We start from the raw sequence: 20,354 nt of genomic DNA on the forward strand, positions 1-20,354 counted from the left end.
AAACATCCTCTGCGATATTTCTTATTTTTCTGTCAAGCCTGAACGTCGAACTCCGCATCCTTTTTTAGTTGAGCTGCGTTCGACAGACTCTCGGAAAAAACGTAATCTCTTCGAGGATGAAACATCCTCTGCGATATTTCTTATTTTTCTGTCAAGCCTGAACGTCGAACTCCGCATCCTATTATTTTCTGTGCATTTTGAATTCTAGGAAGTAGTCATTATATACACCAATGTACTTAGATCCTAGATCTTCGTATACTTCTAGATTTTTCATAGTTTCTTCATTCGGGTAAAATTGTTCATCTTCGGTTATTTCAGCTGGTAGAATTTTCATTGCTTCTTTATTAGGCGTGGAATAACCAACGTATTCTGCATTTTGAGCCGCATTCTCTGGCTCTAGCATGAAGTTGATAAAAGCGTAGGCCGCTTCAAAATTCTTAGCTGTTTTTGGAATAACAAAATTATCAAACCATAAGTTAGAACCTTCGCTTGGTATCACGTAATGAAGATTTTCATTTTCGTATAACATTTCAGAGGCTTCTCCAGAAAAAGTAACCGCTACTGAAGCTTCTTCTTGGATCATATACATTTTGATTTCATCCGCAACAATCGCTTTTACGTTAGGGGTCAAACCGCTTAGTTTTTTAGCCGCTGCAGCTAATTGATCATCCTCTTTTGAATTCAAAGAATTCCCTTCGCTATCTAACGCCAAACCAATAATTTCTCTAGCGCCATCAATTAGCATCACTTCATTTTTCAACTCTGGATTCCACAGATCATCCCAATGCTGAATAGCATCCTCTTCCACAAATTTGTCATTATAAATGATTCCTAGAGTACCCCAAAAGTAAGGAATTGAGAACTGATTGCTTGGGTCAAATGACTGATTTAGGAATTGAGCATCAATATTAGCAAGGCCTTTTATTTTTGAATGATCCAATTCAATTAATAAATCCTCATCAATCATTCGTTCAATCATGTATTCACTGGGAACAGCTAAATCGTAATTCGTCCCACCTTGTTCAATTTTTGTATACATGGCTTCGTTAGAATCGAATGTTTCATAAGTTACTCTATAACCCGTTTCATCTTCAAATTTCGTGATAAGTTCTGGATCAATGTAGTCGCCCCAGTTGTATAAATTCAAACTATTTTCTCCTGTGATCCCTTTAGCTTTTTCCAACTGATCAGCACCAATGTATAAACCGGCACAAATTAATAGAATAGCTAAAATCATACTTATTAATTTTTTCATCGCATGCTCACCGCCTCAGCATGTTGTCGTTTTTTATTTTTTTGTTTTTTTGTCATATTGTGTTGTTGAATAAAGTAATAACCAATTACAAGAATCAAGGCAAAGACAAACATTAAGGCACTTAAAGCATTAATCTCTAAGCTAACACCTTGACGAGCTCTTGAATAAATTTCTACTGCTAATGTTGTAAAGCCATTTCCGGTCACAAAGAATGTTACGGCAAAATCATCTAATGAATACGTAAATGCCATGAAATAACCTGCTAAAATACCAGGAGTGATACTTGGCAAGATAACTTTTAACAGCACTTGCCAAGTATTTGCACCAAGATCTCGAGCTGCTTTGATCATTGTGTCGTTCATTTCTTGTAATTTTGGCAAAACCATTAAGACGACAATCGGAATACTAAAAGCAACGTGTGATAATAAAACAGACACAAAGCCTAAACGAAACCCAATAAAAGTAAACAAAATTAAGAAACTAGCTCCAATAATAACATCTGGTGAAACCAATAAAATATTATTGAAACTCAATACAGCATTTCTTGTTTCCCTTTTTTTTACAAAATAAATTCCAATAGCACCAAATGTTCCAATGGTAGTGGCTATTAAAGAAGACAACAACGCAACTAAAAGAGTGTTCAAGACGATACCTATTAACCGCGTGTCTTCAAATACTGCTGCATAATTATCTAAAGTAAATCCAGTAAAACTGGTCATTGTTCCGCCATCATTAAACGAATAAAAAATTAAAAAGGCAATTGGCGCATACAAAACGATAAAGATAAAGATGAGGTACAAATTAGACCACTTAAATCGCTGTTTTTTCATTTATGAGCCACCCCTTTCTTTTTCTTTTCTCCTGTAAAGAGCATGATAAGAATCATAGCAATAATTAATACCACTCCAATAGTTGAACCCATACCCCAGTTTTGTGTTACTAAGAAATGTTGTTCAATAGCTGTGCCTAACGTGATAACACGATTTCCACCAATTAAACGAGTTAACATAAATAGGGATAACGATGGAATAAAGACTGCTTGAACGCCACTTTTAACGCCAGTCAGTGTTAATGGAAAGATAACTCTTCTAAATGTTTCAAAATTATTTGCACCTAAATCACGACTGGCTCTAATGAATGAAGGATTCATTTCTTCAAGAGCATTAAAAATAGGCAGAATCATAAAGGGGATTTCAATATAAGTCGCTACAGCTAAGAAGCTGAAATCAGTAAATAAAATTTGTTGTCTGCCTATTCCTACAAATGCAAGAAAGTCGTTCACTGTTCCATTTGCACTAAAAATCCCAATAAACGCATAAGCTTTCAATAATAAATTGATCCAAGTTGGCAATATAATCAACAAGAGCCATAACTGTTTGTGCTTCGTTTTATTCAGCAAATACGCTGTCGGATAGCTAATGAGTAAAGTAAATAAAGTAATCAAGAATGCATACCAAAATGAATTTAAAGTCATTCTAAGGTATGTACCCGATTGAAAATAAGCTTGGTAGTTGTCTAGTGTAAATTGTCCATCAACAGTGAAAAATGATTGATAGACAATCAAGACTAAAGGTGCGACAACAAACAATAGGAGCCAAAAAGTATAGGGTATAAAATAAAATACATTCGATTTTTTCGTCATTTTTCTCCCCCTATTCCTCTTCGTAGCTTTCAAGACGAGCATCAAAGTCTTGTTCAGTTTCGTTAAATCGCATAACGTGGATGTCTTCTGGTTCAAAGTACAAACCTACTTCTGTTCCAACAATCGCTTTTTTAGTCGAATGAACCATCCATTCGTTATTGTCGCGGTCATATCCAATAATTTCATAATGCACGCCACGGAATAATTGAGTATCCACTTTAACTGTCAATTTTCCTTTTTCTACCGTCGTTAAGGCTAAATCTTCTGGACGCAAAACAATTTCAACCTTTTCATTCGGCTTCATTCCCGCATCAACACATTCAAAGGTATGTCCAACAAACGAAACTTCATAATCTTGGACCATTGTTCCTTTAACGATATTGCTTTCGCCAATAAAATCTGCCACATAACGATTAATTGGTTCATCGTAAATATCTACTGGCGTACCACTTTGGATAATTTTCCCATTTTTCATAACGAAAATTTCATCACTCATAGCTAAGGCTTCCTCTTGATCATGCGTAACGAAAACAAATGTGATACCTAAACGTTGTTGCAGTTCGCGCAATTCATATTGCATTTCTGTTCTCAATTTCAAATCTAGTGCTGATAAAGGCTCATCTAACAATAAAACTTCCGGTTCATTTACTAATGCACGTGCAATAGCAACTCTTTGACGTTGTCCACCCGACATTTCACTAATAGCACGATCTTCATAGCCCGATAATTGAACCATTTTTAAAATATTTTCTACTTTCTCTTTGATGATCTTTTTGTCTAGTTTCTTGATTCTTAACCCAAAAGCTACATTTTCAAAAACATTCATATGTGGAAATAGCGCATAGTCTTGGAAAACCGTATTTACTTTGCGTTTATTAGCAGGGATATCATTAACCTTTTTTCCATCTAACGTAATCGTTCCTTCTGAAGTTTCAGTAAAGCCCGCAATCAAATTTAGAATCGTTGTTTTCCCACAACCAGATGGCCCAAGCAAAGTATAAAATTTTCCTCGTTCAATCTCAAAATTAATATTCTTTAAAACTGGCTCGTCATCATCGTATTGTTTTTTTACATTTTCAAATGTAATAATCGCATTGTTTGTCATTTTTTTGCTCCCTTATAATGAATTTTTTTGACTTTCGTTCTTGTTGTCTCTGTTTAGTTGATTAATCAAAGATAAGAATCGGTAACTACCAATAGCAATAAACTTTCTTCATTGCTGTGATTAATGATTTGGTGCTTCTGGGTAGCATGAAAATAAATAGATTCCCCTTTTTTAGCAAAATACCGTTTAAGTCCTATTTCGACACAAATTTCTCCTTCTAATACATACCCAAACGTCTCAGCTAATGATGGTCCAAATTCTTTAAATTGCCCATTAGTAGTCAATTTTAAAAAAACCGGCTCCATTTCATTTTCATTCGATTCTGGAACAAGCCATTTGATCTCGTATCCTTTTTCATCGTCTTCATAGACAGTTATCTCATCTTTAGTGTAAACGACACGCTGCTCTTCTTGTTTTTCATCAAAGAAGTCTTTTGGACTACACCCCAAAACTTCTAAAATATCAAAAAAGACTTCCATTGAAGGAACACTTAAATCTCTTTCAACTTGAGAAATGTATCCTTTGCTCAAATTGGTTCGTTCAGCTAATTCTTCTTGTGTCAGATTCTTTTGGATTCTTAAATTTTTAATCTGGTTCCCAATTTCCATACAAACTCTCCTTCGAGTTTCCTTGTTTACTATCAGTAAACCAAAGCTCACTATTGTTTACGCTTAGTAAACATAATGTTTACTACAACCTTTTATATTATAAATCCTTTTGAATAAAAAGCAACAAAAAGAATCGCATTCCATTCAAACTGGATGCGATTCTATGTGCTCCCTAAATCTCTTTGATTAAATTCCACCCATTCAGCTGTGCTACCTAAAAAAAACTCTAGAAGATTTCGCTTCTAGAGTTTTCAACTCATTAGTCTTCTCCAATGATTCTTACTTCAGGTACAAGCTTAACACCATTCTTTTCAAAAATAACTTCTTGAATATGATGAATCAATTCGATGTAATCTGTTGCTGTTGCTTGATTGATGTTTACAATAAAGCCGGCATGTTTCATTGAAATTTGAGCGCCACCCCATATCTTCCCTTGTAAACCAGCTTCTTGAATCAATTTACCAGTAAAATACCCAGCCGGACGTTTAAAAACACTTCCACATGAAGGATACTCCAAAGGTTGCTTAGATTCTCTTAACAAGGTTAATTCATCCATTCTTTCTTTTATATCTACAGAATGGCCTTTTTTCAATTGGAAAACGACTTCCAAGACGATATCTTGGATTTCTTGGATACGACTATGTCGGTAACTAAATTCTAGTTCTTGATTATCAAATGTTTTTACTTCACCATCACGTGTTAATACCGTAACTGATTCAATAACTTCACTCACTTCACCATCATAAGCACCGGCATTCATATAAACTGCTCCACCAATACTTCCAGGGATGCCGCACGCAAATTCTAATCCCGTCAACTCAGCTTCATAAGCTGCATAAGATGTATCAATTAATCGTGCTCCACTTTGGACAGTTATTTTTTTCTTCTCAATTTTTATCTGTTTCATTTCCGTTAATATCATGACAATTCCATGTATCCCGCTGTCTTTGACAATCAAATTACTGGCATTTCCTAAAACCGTTAAAGGCAAGTTTTCTTTTTTTGCCCACAGGACAACGTCTTTAACTTCTTCTGCTGAATTTGGAAAAACTAACATATCAGCTGGTCCACCTGTTTTAGTATACGTGTAAAGTGACAAAGGTTCATTTTCTTTTATGTTCAAATTCGGGAATTGATTCTTAAACTCTTCAAATAACATAGTATTTAATACCCTTTCGTATAAGTTGAGCCTACTGCTCTACCTTTTATTAATCGATCTAGCCTACTTACTATACTTAGTTTAACATGCTAGGTTTCTTTTTTATAGTTTCGTTTAGCTTTCTGTCAAAAGATTTAGTACTTTCTTAACATAACCTTTGTTCAAAAAAAGGTCTGGGAAAATTCTCCCAGGCCTGTTTGATTTGAACTCATTTTTCAGCTAACCATAAGTCGCTACATCATTTTCTTATTTTAATTTATTCAAGTAATCATAACGTTCAAATATTTCTGACTCAGCTATTCCTACAAGAACGGTTCCTTCTTCGATCCGGTAATCTGGACCAAAAGAAACATCCATTCGTTTTTGATTCACTTTTCTGATTCCAATAATATTGATTTCATATTTTTGGCGTAAATCTAACTCATCAAACGTTTTACCAATCCAACGAACTGGCGGTTTGAATTCAATAACAGCGTAATCTTCATCTAAATCTACAATATCCGTAATGTGTCTTCTTAAAACATTTTTTGCTACACGCGTTCCAGCTTCTTTTTCAGGACGTATTACTTTGGTAGCACCAATTTCATAAAGAACTTCCATAAACGACTTGTTTTTAGCTTTTGCAATAATCGAAGGAACACCTAATTTTTTGCAGTTCATAATAGCTAGAACACTAGCTTCTAAACTCGTTCCAGTTGCTACAACCACTACATCGCAATTATCTAAACCGATGCTACGCAAAAAATTCAAATCTGTAATATTTCCTTGTATTGCTTTTGTTACATAAGGTTCGACACGTTCAACATTATCCATATCTAAATCAACTGCAATAACCTCACAGTCAAATTCATTTAATTCTTTAGCAATTGACGATCCAAAGACACCTAGGCCTAATACGCCGATTGTTCTTACTGCCATATTCAAGTTCTCCTATCCAATTAAAATTGTTGTCTTTGCATACAACTGATCTTTTGTTTTTCTACTTTTCCGACTCAAACTTAATAAAATGGTGATCGGTCCAATTCTACCCACGAACATTAAAATCATCAATACAACCTGACTAATATGAGATAACTCTGGTGTCAAATTAACACTAACACCCACTGTTGCCAATGCAGATACTGCTTCAAACAATAAATATAAGAAAGGTTGGTCTTCAACTAACATTAAAATGCTCACACCTGCCAATAGGAAGAGTGTAAAGGTTGCAATAACAACGATTGCACGACGAATAAGTTCTATCGGAATTGTATGATGAGCATAGTTAACGTGTTTTTGACCTTTGATTTCACTGATAATTAATAAAACAACTAGTGCAAATGTTGTCGTCTTAATCCCACCCGCAGCTCCACCTGGAGACCCGCCAATAAACATTGTGCCAATAAAAAATAGTAATGAAAAAGGTTTTACTAATTCAAAATCAATTGTCGCAAAACCGGCTGTTCTCATCGTTACTGTTTGGAAGAAAGAAGTTAATACTTTCTCACCAAACGTGAAGTTTCCGATTGAATTAGGATTATTCCACTCTACCGCTAAGAAAACAAGAGTTCCAACTACAATTAACCCCAAGGTCATATTGATAGCTAAGCGCGTATGAATTTTTAACATCCTGTAAGATCTTTTCCAACCACTTTTGCATTTATTTTTAATAATAGATTGAACATTATGAGTCACATCAAACCAAACGGAGAAACCAATCCCGCCTAAAATAATCAACGTCGTGACCACCAAATTTATCAAAGGATCATGAACATATTCTTGCAGGCTGTAAGCACCTATGTTATCAAAACCTGCATTGCAAAATGCTGAAACAGCAATAAATAAAGAAACAAAAAGACCGCTAGCATATCCAAATTCCGGGATAAATCTAATTGATAAAAGAAGCATTCCCGTACCTTCTATAATGGCAGTATATTTAATAATGGAGGCTAGATAAATTTTGAAATCTCCTAGTTCATCTCTGTTAAGAGATTCTTTCACAGCAATAGTATCCGAGAAACTCATTTTCCTTCCCATTCGCATGAGAAAGGTCGCTAATATGGTCATTAAACCAATTCCACCAATTTGCATGAGAATAATACAAACTATTTGTCCAAATACCGTAAAAGATGTGGCTACGGGTAATGTAAATAAACCCGTTACACATACCATGGATACTGCTGTAAATAAATTATCAAAATAAGTTGTTTCTGAACTTTCAAGATTGCTAAAAGGAAGCGTCAATAAAAGCGATCCTATGAAGATAACTGTTGCAAAGCTAATGACTATTTTAACAGCTGGAGGTAATCTCCTGAGCCTTTTTAAAAACATCGTTTTCTCCTCATTCTTTCTTAAATTCTGGCATACGAATGTATTATATTCTTTCTAAAATAAAAGTAAAGCAAATTCGATTTTTTCTAAAAAAATAAGATTGGTTTCCGCCAATCTTATGCTTATAATCACACTAGTTTATTAGACATAATCTGCTACAATCAGTTGACAGATGCGGTGGCTTTCCAGAGAGGATTCCATGCTCACAGGATTCACTTGATTTTCAAATCCTTCTATTGTATCACGAATCAACGGAGCAAAACCTCTTTTTTCAAGCGTTTGATCCCAATCACTAAAATTGATGACTTGTTTTTTTCCAGCAGTTTCAATTTCGTAATCGGTTAAATTTGTTACTCGATGAGTACCTGTTGGCGATTGAACTTCTGCTGTTTCGAAGTTCGCACCTGAGTTATAATTCATTGTGGCAATACACTCTGTGTGTTTTGTAGTAAGATGCAACACACATGTTTTCAAATCACCGTTTTCTTCTTTTATGCTGAAGTTTGTTTGAATAACGGGTTCATCCAATAAGAATAAAGCGGTATCAACTACATGAATAAACAAATCATAAATGGCATATTTCACACTACCCGAACTGTTAGGTTTTGTTTTTTGGACAAAGACCATACTTTTGTTAGGAACTTCTTTCAATTTTTTAATCATCGGTGCAAATCTACGATTAAATCCTGTAACAAGTAAAACATTTTTTTCTTCAGCTAGTTGCATCAATGTTTTTACTTCATCAAGATCTTCACTGATTGGTTTATCAACATACACATGGATGCCTTTTTCAATACATTGTCTGATTAGAGCTTCATGAGTATGCGTTGCTGTATGTATAAAAACGGCTTCAACTCCACTCATAAGTAACTCTTCAACAGAAGAATACAAATTAGAAATTCGATATTTTCCACCGATTTTTGCTAACTTTTCTTGATCACGTGTAAATAAATGCCATTCTATTGTTTTATCCATAGCCATCATAACCGGCAAATAAGCCTTTTGAGAAATATTTCCTAAACCAATAATTCCAATTTTCATTTTTAAAACCTTCTCTCTTTTTTCTTTTTCACTACATATCCTATCATATTTCATACGAGAATACTCTTTTTAAAGGCTTTTCGTCAAATAGTGTGGATGCTTCAAAAAATTCTTATGGAATAGACGGATTTGCTTGTAAGAGCCCTGGTACGGTCTTAAGCCTAAAGTCTTAATATCTTTCAAGCATCAAACACAGCCTACTCGCTAAAGCATTAAAGCTGAGTCATTCGCATTGAATACTTAATCGGGCTACAAGCAATCCTATTTCTCCAGAATGTTAAGCATGAACTAAATTAATCTACCCACACTAAAAAGTATAGAGACTTTTTAAAATGCGAGATAGTTTACTATTTTTTTATCTTTTGTACAATAAAGATAAGATGTTACTTATTTAGGAGGAACAAGCTAATGAAATTTATCTCATGGAATGTTAATGGATTGCGTGCCATTATAAAAAAAGGCTTTATGGATATTTTCAATGAATTAGATGCTGATTTCTTTTGTCTGCAAGAAACCAAGCTCCAAGAAGGACAGATTGAGTTTAAAGTTCCAGGCTATTATGATTACTGGAATTATGCAGAGAAAAAAGGCTATTCTGGAACAGCTATTTTCACCAAACACAAACCACTATCTGTAACTTATGGCATTGGGAAGCCTGAACATGATCAAGAAGGACGCGTTATCACTTTAAGCTACCCTGATTATTATGTTGTTACTTGTTATACACCTAACTCTAAAAGCGAATTGAAACGTCTGGATTATCGAATGGAATGGGAAGATGACTTTCTCTCGTACCTTAAAACATTGGATACTGAAAAACCAGTTATTCTCTGTGGCGATTTAAATGTTGCTCACGAGAATATCGATTTAAAAAATTGGAAAACAAATCAATTAAGTGCGGGCTTTAGCAAAGAAGAACGCTTGAAGTTCTCCACTTTACTAGACAATGGATTTATTGATACTTTCCGTTACTTCTACCCCAATAAAGAAGGTGCCTATACTTGGTGGAACTATCGTTTTAACGCACGTAAAAATAATGCTGGTTGGCGGATTGATTATTTTTGTGTGTCTGAGCGTTTACAAGAACACTTACAAGGAGCTAAAATTCTTAACGATATTGTGGGCTCTGATCATTGCCCTGTAGAATTAAGCTTAAAAGATTCATTTGACGAATCAAAATGAGATGAAAAGCGCCAGAAAGTAGTCTCTTTTACTCATTCGGTTAAATTATGTTCGCTATTCCAATTTTTTTTGTTGCAAAATCAAATAAAAACAGATATACTAACTAAGATGAAATCGATAGTTTTTCATAAGGGAGTAACTGGCAGCAACAGCTGTGGCAACGTCACCAACAAGTAGATTTGCAACAATCTTCTGGTGTTGTCTTAAATAGTGAGACTTATGCACATTGTTCTCTATAAAGGACAATCCTGCATAAGTCTCTTTTTTTTATCGATTTTACTGACCATCAATTAAAGGAGGATATTGAGCGTACAAAAACAAGCTTAGCTAATGATTGGACTAGTTTTTTTACAAGGTCATTGCCAATCAACCTAAAACTTGTTTGATGATAGTGAATATGCTACTATTTTTGGCAACTGTACTATAATGATATTATAATGGTATTATTTTTATTTCATGTTAAAACCGTTTCTACAGGCATTTCATCATATTCTTGATTGTCTGTCAGTAAACTGTCTATTTTTTTTTACGAAAGGGTGTATCACTTGGAAAATTATCAAAAAGACCAAGAAACAATATTAAAAGAATTACAGACTTCACCAAAAGGCCTGCAGGATGCCGAAGTCAAAACACGCCAGGAACGTGATGGCTTAAACGAATTAAAGCAAAAAGAAAAAGATTCCGTTCTTAAATTATTTTTATCAACTTTTAAGGACGCAATGGTTATTGTGCTGTTAATAGTAGCCGTTATCCAAATGGCTTTAGGTTCAGTAGTTGAATCATTGATCATTTTTGCTGTTTTAATGATCAACTCTGTTATCAGTGTTATTCAAACTAAAAAAGCTGAAAGTTCACTCGATGCGTTGTCCAGTCTCTCTGCTCCTGAATCGAAAGTAATCCGTAATGGCGTTAAAGTAACTATTCCGGCAAAAGAACTTGTTGTAGGAGATATTGTTATCTTAGATGCTGGGGATTATGTTCCAGCTGATGGACGTTTACTAGAAGCAGGATCACTTCAAATCAATGAAGGAATGTTAACTGGTGAATCTGTTCCGGCAGACAAAAATATTGAGATTGTTGAAAAAGAAGTACCTGTTGGAGATCGTTCAAACATGGTTCATAGCGGAACTTTAGTTACGTATGGTCGTGGTCTTGTGGTTGTTACAGGTACCGGTAACAATACTGAAATCGGTCAAGTTGCTAGTTTAATTGATAACGCAGTGGCTAAGCAAACACCATTGCAAAGAAAATTAGACGACTTTAGTAAAAAACTAGGATTTGGTATTCTTATCCTTTCTATTCTTATCTTTGCTATCCAAGCCGCTCGTATCTTCTTTGGTGGAGCAACAGATGTAAACACTGAATTGTTGAATGCCTTTATGTTCGCAGTTGCAGTAGCCGTTGCTGCCATTCCTGAAGCATTACAATCTATCGTTACCATCGTTCTTTCTACTGGAACAAACAAAATGGCTAAGAAACATGCGATTATTCGTAAGCTCCCAGCTGTTGAAACATTAGGTTCCACAAGTGTTATTTGTACTGACAAAACAGGTACATTAACACAAAATAAAATGACGATAGTTGATTACTTCTTACCAAATGGACAAACAGGCGATTTCAATTCTACTCCTGATACATGGACTACTGATGAAGCTCGTTTAATGCAAATTGCTGTACTAGCAAATGATTCTAACATCAATGACCAAGGTCAAGAACTTGGTGACCCAACTGAAGTTGCTATGATTGCTTTCAGTAATAAAGTGAACAAACCTTACCATGAATTACGTAATGCTTACCCTAGATTAGCTGAGTTGCCTTTTGATTCAGATCGTAAGCTAATGTCTACTGTTCATGTCATTGACGGTGAAAACCTTATGTTAACAAAAGGTGGCCCCGATGTAGTCTTTAACCGCAGTTCAAAAATCTTGATTGATGGAAAAGTCGTTCCTTTAACAGATGACAACCTAAAATCTTTAGCTGATCAAAATGAAATCTTTTCAGATCGTGCTTTGCGCGTATTGGCTTTTGCTTATAAACCTGTTTCAGAAGGAGAAAACATTACTTTTGAAGACGAAAACGATTTGATTCTAGTTGGTTTAGTTGCTATGATTGATCCGCCTCGTGAAGCTGTTTATGGCGCTGTAGAACAAGCTAAAAAAGCTGGTATCAAAACCGTTATGATTACCGGTGACCACAAAACAACTGCACGTGCAATTGCTCGTGATATCGGAATCTCAGAACCAGACGACATTGCTTTGACTGGTCAAGAATTAGACGCTTTAAGTGAAGATGAGTTAAATGCTAAATTAGAACAAATCTCTGTTTATGCTCGTGTTTCTCCAGAAAACAAAATCAGAATCGTTCGCGCTTGGCAAAATAAAGATAAGATTTCTGCTATGACTGGTGATGGTGTAAACGATGCACCTGCACTGAAACAAGCAGATATTGGAATCGCAATGGGTAGCGGAACTGACGTAGCTAAAGATGCTGCTGCAATGGTATTGACAGATGATAACTTTGTGTCAATCATTAGTGCCGTTGAAGTTGGTCGTAATGTATTTGATAACATCAAAAAGGCTGTTGCTTACCTATTTGCTGGTAACCTTGGTGCTATTATCGCAATCATTGTTGCGTTAATAATGAACTGGGTTAACCCATTCACTGCTTTACAATTATTGTTCATCAACTTAGTTAATGACTCTATTCCTGCTATTGCCTTAGGAATGGAAAAAGGCGAACCAAATGTTATGGAACGTAAACCTAGAGATCCGAACGAAGGCATCTTCGCAGGTGACACTTTAAGATCTGTTCTTTATCGTGGTGTGCTTATTGGTATCGCTGTTGTTATCTCACAATATATCGGATTAGGTTATTCAAATGAAATGAGTATTGCTATGGCCTTTACTACCCTTATCTTGGCTCGTACTTTACAAACTTTCCCAGCACGTTCAAATACACAAACATCTATTGGAGCAGGTTTCTTCTCTAATATGTATGCTATATATGCTGTTTTATTCTGTTCTGTTTTATATGGTGTGACAGTTCTTCCAGGTGTTCGTTCAATCTTTAATATTCCAGATAATTTTGGATGGGAACAATGGGGAATTGCTGCAGGCTTAGCTTTAGTTGCCGTTGTTCTAATGGAATTAGCTAAATTTCTTCCTCATAAAAAAGAAGCTTAAGACAAGCTAACTTATTAAACAAAAAAAACTTTCGCAGCTGATTTGTTAGCTAGCGAAAGTTTTTTTTGGAAATTTAATAGTAGCAACTTCTACTTAAATCCTTTATACTGTTAACCGAATACTTGTTCGAGGAGGACTCATATGAATTTTGTCGCATTAGATTTTGAAACAGCTAGCAACCAACGTCATAGCGCTTGTTCAGTGGCACTGACAGTTGTTCGAAAAAGCAAGATTGTTGATCATTACTACTCTTTAATTAAACCAGAAACTGAATTTTTTTGGCGTAATGTGCAAGTTCATGGCATTACTGAAAATGATGTTAAAGACGCACCTTCTTTCCCAGAAGTCTGGGAACAAATAAAACCTTTTTTCACAGAAAATAAATTGATTGTTGCTCATAATCTTCCGTTTGACCGTGGCGTTTTACAAGGCTGTCTTGATTACTATGACTTGCCTCAGCCTCACTTTCAAACTCTGTGCACTGTTCAAAGCAGTCGGAAATTAATCACAGAAATTCCCAATCATAAATTAAATACAGTTTGTGATCATTTAAATATTAGTTTGAAAAATCATCACAATGCACTTGAGGATAGCAATGCCTGTGCAGCTATTTTGCTTTATTTAGAAGATCATTTTGGAACAGATCCCTTAAAAAAACTCGTTAAACATATTTAGCGTGTTCGTTTTTTATAAGATGGTTGCTTTCAAAAAATTTAAGCAACCAAAGGAACTCAGCTATCTACACTAAAAATTATAAATGCAAAATAAACTGATTCTTTAGTTCTTTTAAAGAAACAGTTTATTTTTTTATACAAAAATTGCTCAAGTGCAAATAGTTGAAATGATAAAAGGATTCCCGTATTTTTAATATACGAGCTATATTTTAAAACTATAGCAAAACTATTTGGAGGAGTTTTTATATGATTACGAAACAGAACCAGTTTTTAGGGGCTGTATTTGCACTTTTTTTAGGCTTATTTTTATCCCTATCCACACCTATCCATGCTTCAGCAGAGAAAGGAACCGAAAGTGATCCTTATGTTATCACTACAGATGTCACTTACGCTCCTTTTGAATTTAAAAATGCAGAGGGCGACTATGTTGGTATCGATGTAGAAACGTTAGATGCGATTGCTGAAGATCAAAATTTTTCATATGAGTTACGCCCTTTAGCTTTCAGTGCAGGTTTACAAGCCTTAGAATCAAATCAAGTAGATGGAATGATTGCTGCAATGAGTATTACGGATGAACGTAAGGAATCTTTTGATTTTTCTGATCCTTATTTCGAAGCCGGTACCGTTATGGCTGTCTCAAAAAACAATGATGCTATTTCTTCTTATGAAGATTTAGATGGCAAGACTGTTGCTGTTAAGGTTGGTACCACTGGTGCCGCATTTGTGACAGAACTGAAAAAACAATTTGATATTGATATTAACCAATTTGAAGACTCAGCAACTATGTATGAAGACGTTGTTTCCGGTCATTCTGATGCGGTCTTTGATGACTACCCTGTTATGGCTTATGCTGTACAACAAGGTCTTAAACTACAATTTCCACTTGATCCAGAAGCAGGAGATGTTTACGGATTCGCTGTTAATAAAGGTCAAAATCCAGAATTACTAGAAAAATTCAATGCAGGTTTAGCAACCATCAAAGAAAATGGTGTTCATAAAGAAATTACGGATAAGTATACTAGTGAAAATTCAGAAGCTGCTACTAGCAATAACTTCTTCACTTTGATTCAAAATAATTATAGTGAATTATTAACAGGTCTTGGACGTACTTTAGTATTAACGCTTGTTTCATTTGCAATTGCTTTAGTCGTAGGAGTTATTTTAGGATTATTCAGTGCTACGTCAAACAATCTATTAAGTGGGATTTCGACTTTATATGTGACTATTATGCGCGGTATTCCTTTGATTGTACTAGCCTTTTTTGTCTATTTCTCTATTCCACAATTCTTAAACATTCAGTTATCCGCTTATCTTGCTGGTGTAATTACATTGAGTCTTAATACTTCTGCATACATTTCAGAGCTTGTTCGTGGCGGAATTCAAGCTGTGGCTGGTGGGCAATTAGAAGCCGCAAGAAGCTTGGGACTCCCTTATAAAACTTCTATGCGTAAAATTGTCTTACCACAAGCTATTAAGATAATGATTCCATCCTTTATCAATCAATTTGTTATCACGCTTAAAGATACTTCAATCCTATCGGTTATTGGCATTGTTGAATTGACTCAAACCGGAAAAATTATCATTGCTCGGACTTACTCTTCTGGAAATATGTGGTTAATCATCGGAATCATGTACATTGTTTTGATCACTATTTTAACGAAACTATCAACGGTACTTGAAAGGAAAATATCTAATGACTAAATTAAAAGTTGAACATTTAAAGAAAAATTTCGGAAAATTAGAAGTTTTAAAAGACTTGAATATTGAAGTTCAAGAAGGAGAAGTTATTTGTATTATTGGTCCTTCAGGTTCTGGAAAAAGTACTTTTCTTCGTTGTATGAATGCTTTGGAAGAAATTACAGGCGGAAAAGTCATCATTGATAATTTTGATTTAACTGATCCTAAACAAGATATCAATAAAGTACGCGAAAATATTGGAATGGTTTTTCAACAGTTTAATTTATTCCCACATTTGACAGTGTTAGACAACATTACGCTAGCCCCCAAAGAATTAAAAAAGGAATCCGCTGAAACGAGCGAAAAACGTGCATTAGAATTACTCGAAACAGTTGGTCTCTCTGAAAAAGCCAATGATTACCCAAAATCACTATCTGGCGGACAAAAGCAACGTGTGGCCATTGCAAGAGCTTTAGCGATGGATCCAGACATCATGTTGTTCGATGAACCCACTAGTGCATTGGATCCAGAAATGGTTGGTGACGTCCTTGAAGTTATGCAAAAATTAGCAGATCAAGGCATGACTATGCTAGTTGTAACTCATGAAATGGGCTTTGCCAAAGAAGTAGCAGATCGCGTTATTTTCATGGATGGCGGTTATATCGTTGAAGAAGGCGACCCTAAAGAAGTCTTCGATAATCCCCAACAAGAACGAACGAAAAACTTCTTAGAAAAAGTATTAATCTAAAAAAAAGCTTTGCAAAAGTTATCTTTTGCAAAGCTTTTTAAATTTCTCCAATCAGCATACTCATCAAACAAACATCTAAGTAAACACCTTCATCTTTAACTCCACGAGGCATGATTGCTTCGAGTTTAAAATCCATTCTTTCATAAAGACGGCGCGCTCGTTCATTGCGTGCTTGAACGGTTAATTCAAGTCGTTTTAACTGACTTACAGGACTATTTGCCCATTCAATCAATTGTTCCATCATTGTTGTGCCTAAACCTATTCCCCAATAAGCTTTTGCAATTGAAATGCTGATGTCCCCTATATGTTTCAGTTTTGGACTTACATTCCCATGAATTTCAGCAATTCCAATTAGTTCTTTTTTGTCTAAAGCGACAAATAAAACCGTTACATCGGACTCTAAAATAGTCTTAATTTCCTTCCGTTTCTCTTCAACTGTTTTCCCAGGACCTTCTGCTCCCATTGTCATAAAACCTGTTTCAACAGCGATTTTTTTCAAATGTTTCAACAAATTTTCAGCATCACTAGGGATAGCTTCTCGTATTTGGATAGTACTTATCATTTGTTATACCTGACTTTCCTCAAAATTTTGCATCAATTTTTCATACCTTTCCCCAACAGGCGAAAAAGTCAGCTCCCGTTCCATTAAATCATCTCCAGCAGGAACAAGCTTGATCTGCAAATATTCTTGAGGCAAGTCTTCGGGAATAAAGGTTGCCCATTCAACGATTGATACACCCTCGCCTTCAAAATATTCCTCTAATCCTAAATCCGTTCCACCAGTTTCTTCTAATCGATAGACATCCATATGGTACAACGGCAATCTTCCTTCAAGGTACTCCCTGATAATTGTATAAGTTGGACTTTTAATCACTTTGGTAATTCCAAGACCTTCGGCTAGGCCTTTTGTAAAAGTCGTTTTTCCAGCTCCAAGATTGCCTTCTAAAAGAATCGTATCTCCAGGTTCAAGCAATTTGGCTAATGTAGCAGCTATTATCTTTGTTTCTTCTTCATTACGTGCTTTAATTTGTTTCATTTTGTTCTCCTCTATCCCTATCTAGTTATCTTTTATTGTAATTCAAGTATTTAAAAATAGCCAAACAAAAATCCATTGAGCACCTAAAAATATAGACTCAATGGATTTCTATGCTCGTTTCCTTATTCGCTACATACTGTAATACGTTGACCCATAAATAATTGATTTTCAATTTCATCTACCAATGCAAGAGCAAAGTCAGCATAACTAATTTCACTTTCACCTTTACTATTGGTCAATAGTTGGTCTTGTCCTAATTGATATTTCCCAGTTCGTTTGCCTTCAGGATTAAAAAACGCAGATGGACTTACATACGTCCAATTGATATCTTCCGCTAGTTTTAATTGCTCAAAAGCTTTACTCATATTAACAGCTGTAGGTCTAGCTACTTCAGGAAAATCGGGAGTATCTATCAACCGCGTCGTTTTCGTATCATCAACATATAAACTTCCTGCTCCGCCAACAATGATTAGGCGCGGATTTTCATGTCCTTGTATTAACGACACAATATAAGCCAAACTTGTTTGATGCAATTCTTCTTTCCCAGGTGGAGCATTAAATGCATCAACCACCACATCTAAATTTTTTATATCATCATAGGTTAAATCATATAAATCCTTTTCGATATAATGGCTGTCTTTACTGTCTATCAGTTTGGAAGCATTTCGTATCAAAGGAATCACTTCATGTCCTCTGATCAATGCCTCTGCTGAAATTTTTGAACCTGATTTACCTGTAGCGCCGATAATGCCAATCTTCATAACCGTTCCTCCTTTTTACTAATACTCTTGTTTATTCATTATAATGAGAACGCATTCAATAGAGCAACTATTCTCTCTTTATCAAAAAAAAGCTAACTCAATGAGTCAGCTTTTTTAAATTTAATTCATTAATGTTTGATTTGCTGTGATGATTGTTAGTTTGTAAACATCCTCTTCGTTACAACCACGAGACAAGTCTGAGATGGGTTTATTTAACCCTTGTAAGATAGGTCCGATTGCTTCAAAATTACCAAAACGTTGCGCAATCTTATAACCAATGTTTCCTGATTGTAATTCAGGGAATACAAAAACACTTGCTTGTCCAGCAACATTAGAATCTGGTGCTTTTTGTTCAGCAACAGAAGCTACGAATGCAGCATCAAATTGCATTTCACCATCGATATCATATTGAGGAGCTAGTTCTTGAGCAATTTTAGTTGCTTCTGCTACTTTAGTTGCTTCTTCAGCAACTGCTGATCCTCTAGTTGAAAAACTTAACATAGCAACTTTTGGTTCGATACCAAACATTTCAGCCGTTTTAGCACTTTCTACAGCGATTTCAGCTAATTCTTGAGCATTTGGATTCACATTGATTGCACAATCTGAGAATAAGTATTTTTCTTGTCCACGTCCACGCATCATAATAAATGCACCACTTGTACGGCTAACGCCTGGTTTAGTTTTAATAATTTGTAATGCAGGGCGAACAGTGTCTCCTGTTGAGTGGATTGCTCCACTTACTAAGCCATCAACTAATCCCATATAGGTTAACATTGTACCAAAATAGTTTTCATCTTTTAATAATTCAATTGCTTTTTCTTCAGAAACTTTACCTTTACGACGTTCTACGAAAGAAGCAACCATTTCATCTATTTTAGCATAATTTGCTGGGTCAACAATTTCAATGTTTTCTACATTGAAGCCACGATTTTTTGCAGCTTCTTTAACAACTTCGGGGTTCCCAATTAATACCGGTTGAACTAAATCTTCTGATGCCAAACGAACTACAGCACCAAGAATACGAGGTTCAGATCCTTCTGGAAATACAATCCGAACTTTTTTTCCTTTAATCTTGCTTGATAAGCTTTCAATTAGCTCCACACTAATAACCTCCACAATTTGTGATTTTATATACAGTACTATCATACTCTTATTTTCTTAACAATAACAGTCTTTTTGGTTTAAAACCTATAAGTATTGCTTATTCAACTGTCTCAGGCAATTGCCAATTTATAGGTTCTTCGCCTAAATTGATCAATGCTTCATTTGTCTTAGAAAATGGTTTTGATCCAAAAAAGCCACGATAAGCTGACAAAGGACTTGGATGAACTGAGGTCAACACAACATGTTTTGTTTCATCAATTAAAGCTCTTTTTTTAATGGATGGATTTCCCCATAAAATAAACACCATTGGTTTCTCTCGTTCACTTAATTTTTTGATAACCGCATCTGTCAGTACTTCCCAGCCTTTGCCTTTATGTGAATGAGCCTGGCCTTTTCGAACAGTTAAAACGGTATTAAGTAATAAGACACCTTGTTTAGCCCAAGATTCCAGATAACCATGATTTGCACGAGGAATATCCAGATCCGTTTCCAATTCCTTATAGATGTTGACGAGAGAAGGCGGCGTTTTAACATTCGGCAATACAGAAAAGCTCAGTCCATGTGCTTGATCTGGTCCATGATAAGGATCTTGTCCTAAAATGACTACCTTTACTTCATTATAAGGAGTCCATTCAAAAGCTTGCCAAATATGGTGCATTTCAGGATAAACCGTTGTTTCTTGATAATCGTGTACTAAAAATTCTTTTAATGATTGATAAGTTGGTGTATTTATTTGTTCTTCCAAAATTGGCAACCAATCATTTTGTATCGGTAAGGTCATTATAATTTGCTCCTTATCTCTAATAAACTTACTCTTATCCTACAAGAATTACTTTTTTCTAACAAGTATTACCTGTCAGCTTCTTTTTG

19 protein-coding genes are annotated in these 20,354 nt (G+C 35.2%); 5 read left to right on the forward strand and 14 right to left on the reverse strand.

Translation table 11 applies throughout. From position 1 onward, the window contains the following. Positions 1–181: 181 nt before the first annotated feature. The 9 genes from BP18_RS08100 to BP18_RS08140 form a co-directional block, all read right to left on the reverse strand. Complete coding sequence (locus tag BP18_RS08100) at positions 182–1,255, reverse strand: ABC transporter substrate-binding protein (RefSeq protein ID WP_007723978.1); 1,074 nt, start codon at positions 1,253–1,255, stop codon at positions 182–184. Beyond that, positions 1,252–2,085, reverse strand: a complete 834-nt coding sequence (locus BP18_RS08105; protein ID WP_007723980.1) for an ABC transporter permease — start codon at positions 2,083–2,085, stop codon at positions 1,252–1,254. Before BP18_RS08105 ends, BP18_RS08100 begins: the two co-directional genes overlap by 4 nt. Beyond that, the gene (locus BP18_RS08110; RefSeq protein WP_007723982.1) at positions 2,082–2,897 is read right to left on the reverse strand and encodes an ABC transporter permease; all 816 of its coding nucleotides are present in this window, start codon (positions 2,895–2,897) and stop codon (positions 2,082–2,084) included. The genes BP18_RS08105 and BP18_RS08110 overlap by 4 nt, the downstream gene beginning before the upstream one ends. A gap of 10 nt (positions 2,898–2,907) precedes the next feature. Next, positions 2,908–4,002 (reverse strand): ABC transporter ATP-binding protein, encoded by a 1,095-nt coding sequence (locus BP18_RS08115; RefSeq protein WP_007723984.1) that lies wholly within the window; start codon positions 4,000–4,002, stop codon positions 2,908–2,910. 65 nt (positions 4,003–4,067) lie between these two features. Then, positions 4,068–4,610, reverse strand: a complete 543-nt coding sequence (locus BP18_RS08120; protein WP_007723985.1) for a helix-turn-helix domain-containing protein — start codon at positions 4,608–4,610, stop codon at positions 4,068–4,070. A gap of 259 nt (positions 4,611–4,869) precedes the next feature. Then, positions 4,870–5,769: a UDP-N-acetylmuramate dehydrogenase gene (gene murB, locus BP18_RS08125; protein WP_029276113.1), complete on the reverse strand. Its 900-nt coding sequence runs from the start codon at positions 5,767–5,769 to the stop codon at positions 4,870–4,872. A gap of 246 nt (positions 5,770–6,015) precedes the next feature. After that, a complete protein-coding gene (locus tag BP18_RS08130; RefSeq protein WP_007723988.1) occupies positions 6,016–6,687 on the reverse strand; it encodes a potassium channel family protein in 672 nt (223 codons plus the stop codon). 12 nt (positions 6,688–6,699) lie between these two features. Next, a complete protein-coding gene (locus BP18_RS08135; protein ID WP_029276115.1) occupies positions 6,700–8,079 on the reverse strand; it encodes a TrkH family potassium uptake protein in 1,380 nt (459 codons plus the stop codon). A gap of 141 nt (positions 8,080–8,220) precedes the next feature. Then, positions 8,221–9,120: a Gfo/Idh/MocA family protein gene (locus tag BP18_RS08140; RefSeq protein ID WP_007723990.1), complete on the reverse strand. Its 900-nt coding sequence runs from the start codon at positions 9,118–9,120 to the stop codon at positions 8,221–8,223. A gap of 408 nt (positions 9,121–9,528) precedes the next feature. Here BP18_RS08140 and BP18_RS08145 point away from each other — a divergent pair, with 408 nt between their 5' ends. The 5 genes from BP18_RS08145 (at position 9,529) to BP18_RS08165 (ending at position 16,583) form a co-directional block, all read left to right on the forward strand. Next, positions 9,529–10,302, forward strand: coding sequence for an exodeoxyribonuclease III (locus tag BP18_RS08145; RefSeq protein ID WP_029277629.1), 774 nt, complete (start codon positions 9,529–9,531; stop codon positions 10,300–10,302). 545 nt (positions 10,303–10,847) lie between these two features. Then, positions 10,848–13,484, forward strand: a complete 2,637-nt coding sequence (locus tag BP18_RS08150; protein ID WP_029277627.1) for a cation-translocating P-type ATPase — start codon at positions 10,848–10,850, stop codon at positions 13,482–13,484. A gap of 141 nt (positions 13,485–13,625) precedes the next feature. Next, the gene (locus BP18_RS08155; protein ID WP_007720877.1) at positions 13,626–14,159 is read left to right on the forward strand and encodes a 3'-5' exonuclease; all 534 of its coding nucleotides are present in this window, start codon (positions 13,626–13,628) and stop codon (positions 14,157–14,159) included. 245 nt (positions 14,160–14,404) lie between these two features. Continuing rightward, complete coding sequence (locus BP18_RS08160) at positions 14,405–15,859, forward strand: amino acid ABC transporter substrate-binding protein/permease (RefSeq protein ID WP_029277625.1); 1,455 nt, start codon at positions 14,405–14,407, stop codon at positions 15,857–15,859. Continuing rightward, positions 15,852–16,583 (forward strand): amino acid ABC transporter ATP-binding protein, encoded by a 732-nt coding sequence (locus BP18_RS08165; protein ID WP_029277623.1) that lies wholly within the window; start codon positions 15,852–15,854, stop codon positions 16,581–16,583. Before BP18_RS08160 ends, BP18_RS08165 begins: the two co-directional genes overlap by 8 nt. A gap of 37 nt (positions 16,584–16,620) precedes the next feature. Here the strand turns inward: BP18_RS08165 and BP18_RS08170 are convergent, their stop codons facing one another. The 5 genes from BP18_RS08170 to BP18_RS08190 form a co-directional block, all read right to left on the reverse strand. After that, complete coding sequence (locus BP18_RS08170; RefSeq protein WP_029277621.1) at positions 16,621–17,145, reverse strand: GNAT family N-acetyltransferase; 525 nt, start codon at positions 17,143–17,145, stop codon at positions 16,621–16,623. 3 nt (positions 17,146–17,148) lie between these two features. After that, complete coding sequence (tsaE, locus tag BP18_RS08175; RefSeq protein ID WP_029277619.1) at positions 17,149–17,619, reverse strand: tRNA (adenosine(37)-N6)-threonylcarbamoyltransferase complex ATPase subunit type 1 TsaE; 471 nt, start codon at positions 17,617–17,619, stop codon at positions 17,149–17,151. Positions 17,620–17,741: 122 nt separating this feature from the next. Then, positions 17,742–18,380, reverse strand: coding sequence for an NAD(P)-dependent oxidoreductase (locus BP18_RS08180; protein WP_007720904.1), 639 nt, complete (start codon positions 18,378–18,380; stop codon positions 17,742–17,744). A gap of 120 nt (positions 18,381–18,500) precedes the next feature. Beyond that, positions 18,501–19,481 (reverse strand): phosphate acetyltransferase, encoded by a 981-nt coding sequence (gene pta / locus BP18_RS08185; RefSeq protein WP_007720906.1) that lies wholly within the window; start codon positions 19,479–19,481, stop codon positions 18,501–18,503. Positions 19,482–19,581: 100 nt separating this feature from the next. Then, positions 19,582–20,265, reverse strand: coding sequence for a uracil-DNA glycosylase (locus tag BP18_RS08190; protein ID WP_029277617.1), 684 nt, complete (start codon positions 20,263–20,265; stop codon positions 19,582–19,584). Positions 20,266–20,354 lie beyond the last annotated feature (89 nt).

The organism is Carnobacterium jeotgali MS3 (assembly GCF_000745125.1).
Lineage (GTDB): Bacteria > Bacillota > Bacilli > Lactobacillales > Carnobacteriaceae > Carnobacterium_B > Carnobacterium_B jeotgali.

What these genes read in the sequence shown, in the direction of transcription:
- BP18_RS08100 (WP_007723978.1), bottom strand. Translation starts at nt 1,255, where the DNA reads ATGAAAAAATTAATAAGTATGATTTTAGCTATTCTATTAATTTGTGCC.
- BP18_RS08105 (WP_007723980.1), bottom strand. Translation starts at nt 2,085, where the DNA reads ATGAAAAAACAGCGATTTAAGTGGTCTAATTTGTACCTCATCTTTATC.
- BP18_RS08110 (WP_007723982.1), bottom strand. Translation starts at nt 2,897, where the DNA reads ATGACGAAAAAATCGAATGTATTTTATTTTATACCCTATACTTTTTGG.
- BP18_RS08115 (WP_007723984.1), bottom strand. Translation starts at nt 4,002, where the DNA reads ATGACAAACAATGCGATTATTACATTTGAAAATGTAAAAAAACAATAC.
- BP18_RS08120 (WP_007723985.1), bottom strand. Translation starts at nt 4,610, where the DNA reads ATGGAAATTGGGAACCAGATTAAAAATTTAAGAATCCAAAAGAATCTG.
- murB (WP_029276113.1), bottom strand. Translation starts at nt 5,769, where the DNA reads ATGTTATTTGAAGAGTTTAAGAATCAATTCCCGAATTTGAACATAAAA.
- BP18_RS08130 (WP_007723988.1), bottom strand. Translation starts at nt 6,687, where the DNA reads ATGGCAGTAAGAACAATCGGCGTATTAGGCCTAGGTGTCTTTGGATCG.
- BP18_RS08135 (WP_029276115.1), bottom strand. Translation starts at nt 8,079, where the DNA reads ATGTTTTTAAAAAGGCTCAGGAGATTACCTCCAGCTGTTAAAATAGTC.
- BP18_RS08140 (WP_007723990.1), bottom strand. Translation starts at nt 9,120, where the DNA reads ATGAAAATTGGAATTATTGGTTTAGGAAATATTTCTCAAAAGGCTTAT.
- BP18_RS08145 (WP_029277629.1), top strand. Translation starts at nt 9,529, where the DNA reads ATGAAATTTATCTCATGGAATGTTAATGGATTGCGTGCCATTATAAAA.
- BP18_RS08155 (WP_007720877.1), top strand. Translation starts at nt 13,626, where the DNA reads ATGAATTTTGTCGCATTAGATTTTGAAACAGCTAGCAACCAACGTCAT.
- BP18_RS08160 (WP_029277625.1), top strand. Translation starts at nt 14,405, where the DNA reads ATGATTACGAAACAGAACCAGTTTTTAGGGGCTGTATTTGCACTTTTT.
- BP18_RS08165 (WP_029277623.1), top strand. Translation starts at nt 15,852, where the DNA reads ATGACTAAATTAAAAGTTGAACATTTAAAGAAAAATTTCGGAAAATTA.
- BP18_RS08170 (WP_029277621.1), bottom strand. Translation starts at nt 17,145, where the DNA reads ATGATAAGTACTATCCAAATACGAGAAGCTATCCCTAGTGATGCTGAA.
- tsaE (WP_029277619.1), bottom strand. Translation starts at nt 17,619, where the DNA reads ATGAAACAAATTAAAGCACGTAATGAAGAAGAAACAAAGATAATAGCT.
- BP18_RS08180 (WP_007720904.1), bottom strand. Translation starts at nt 18,380, where the DNA reads ATGAAGATTGGCATTATCGGCGCTACAGGTAAATCAGGTTCAAAAATT.
- BP18_RS08190 (WP_029277617.1), bottom strand. Translation starts at nt 20,265, where the DNA reads ATGACCTTACCGATACAAAATGATTGGTTGCCAATTTTGGAAGAACAA.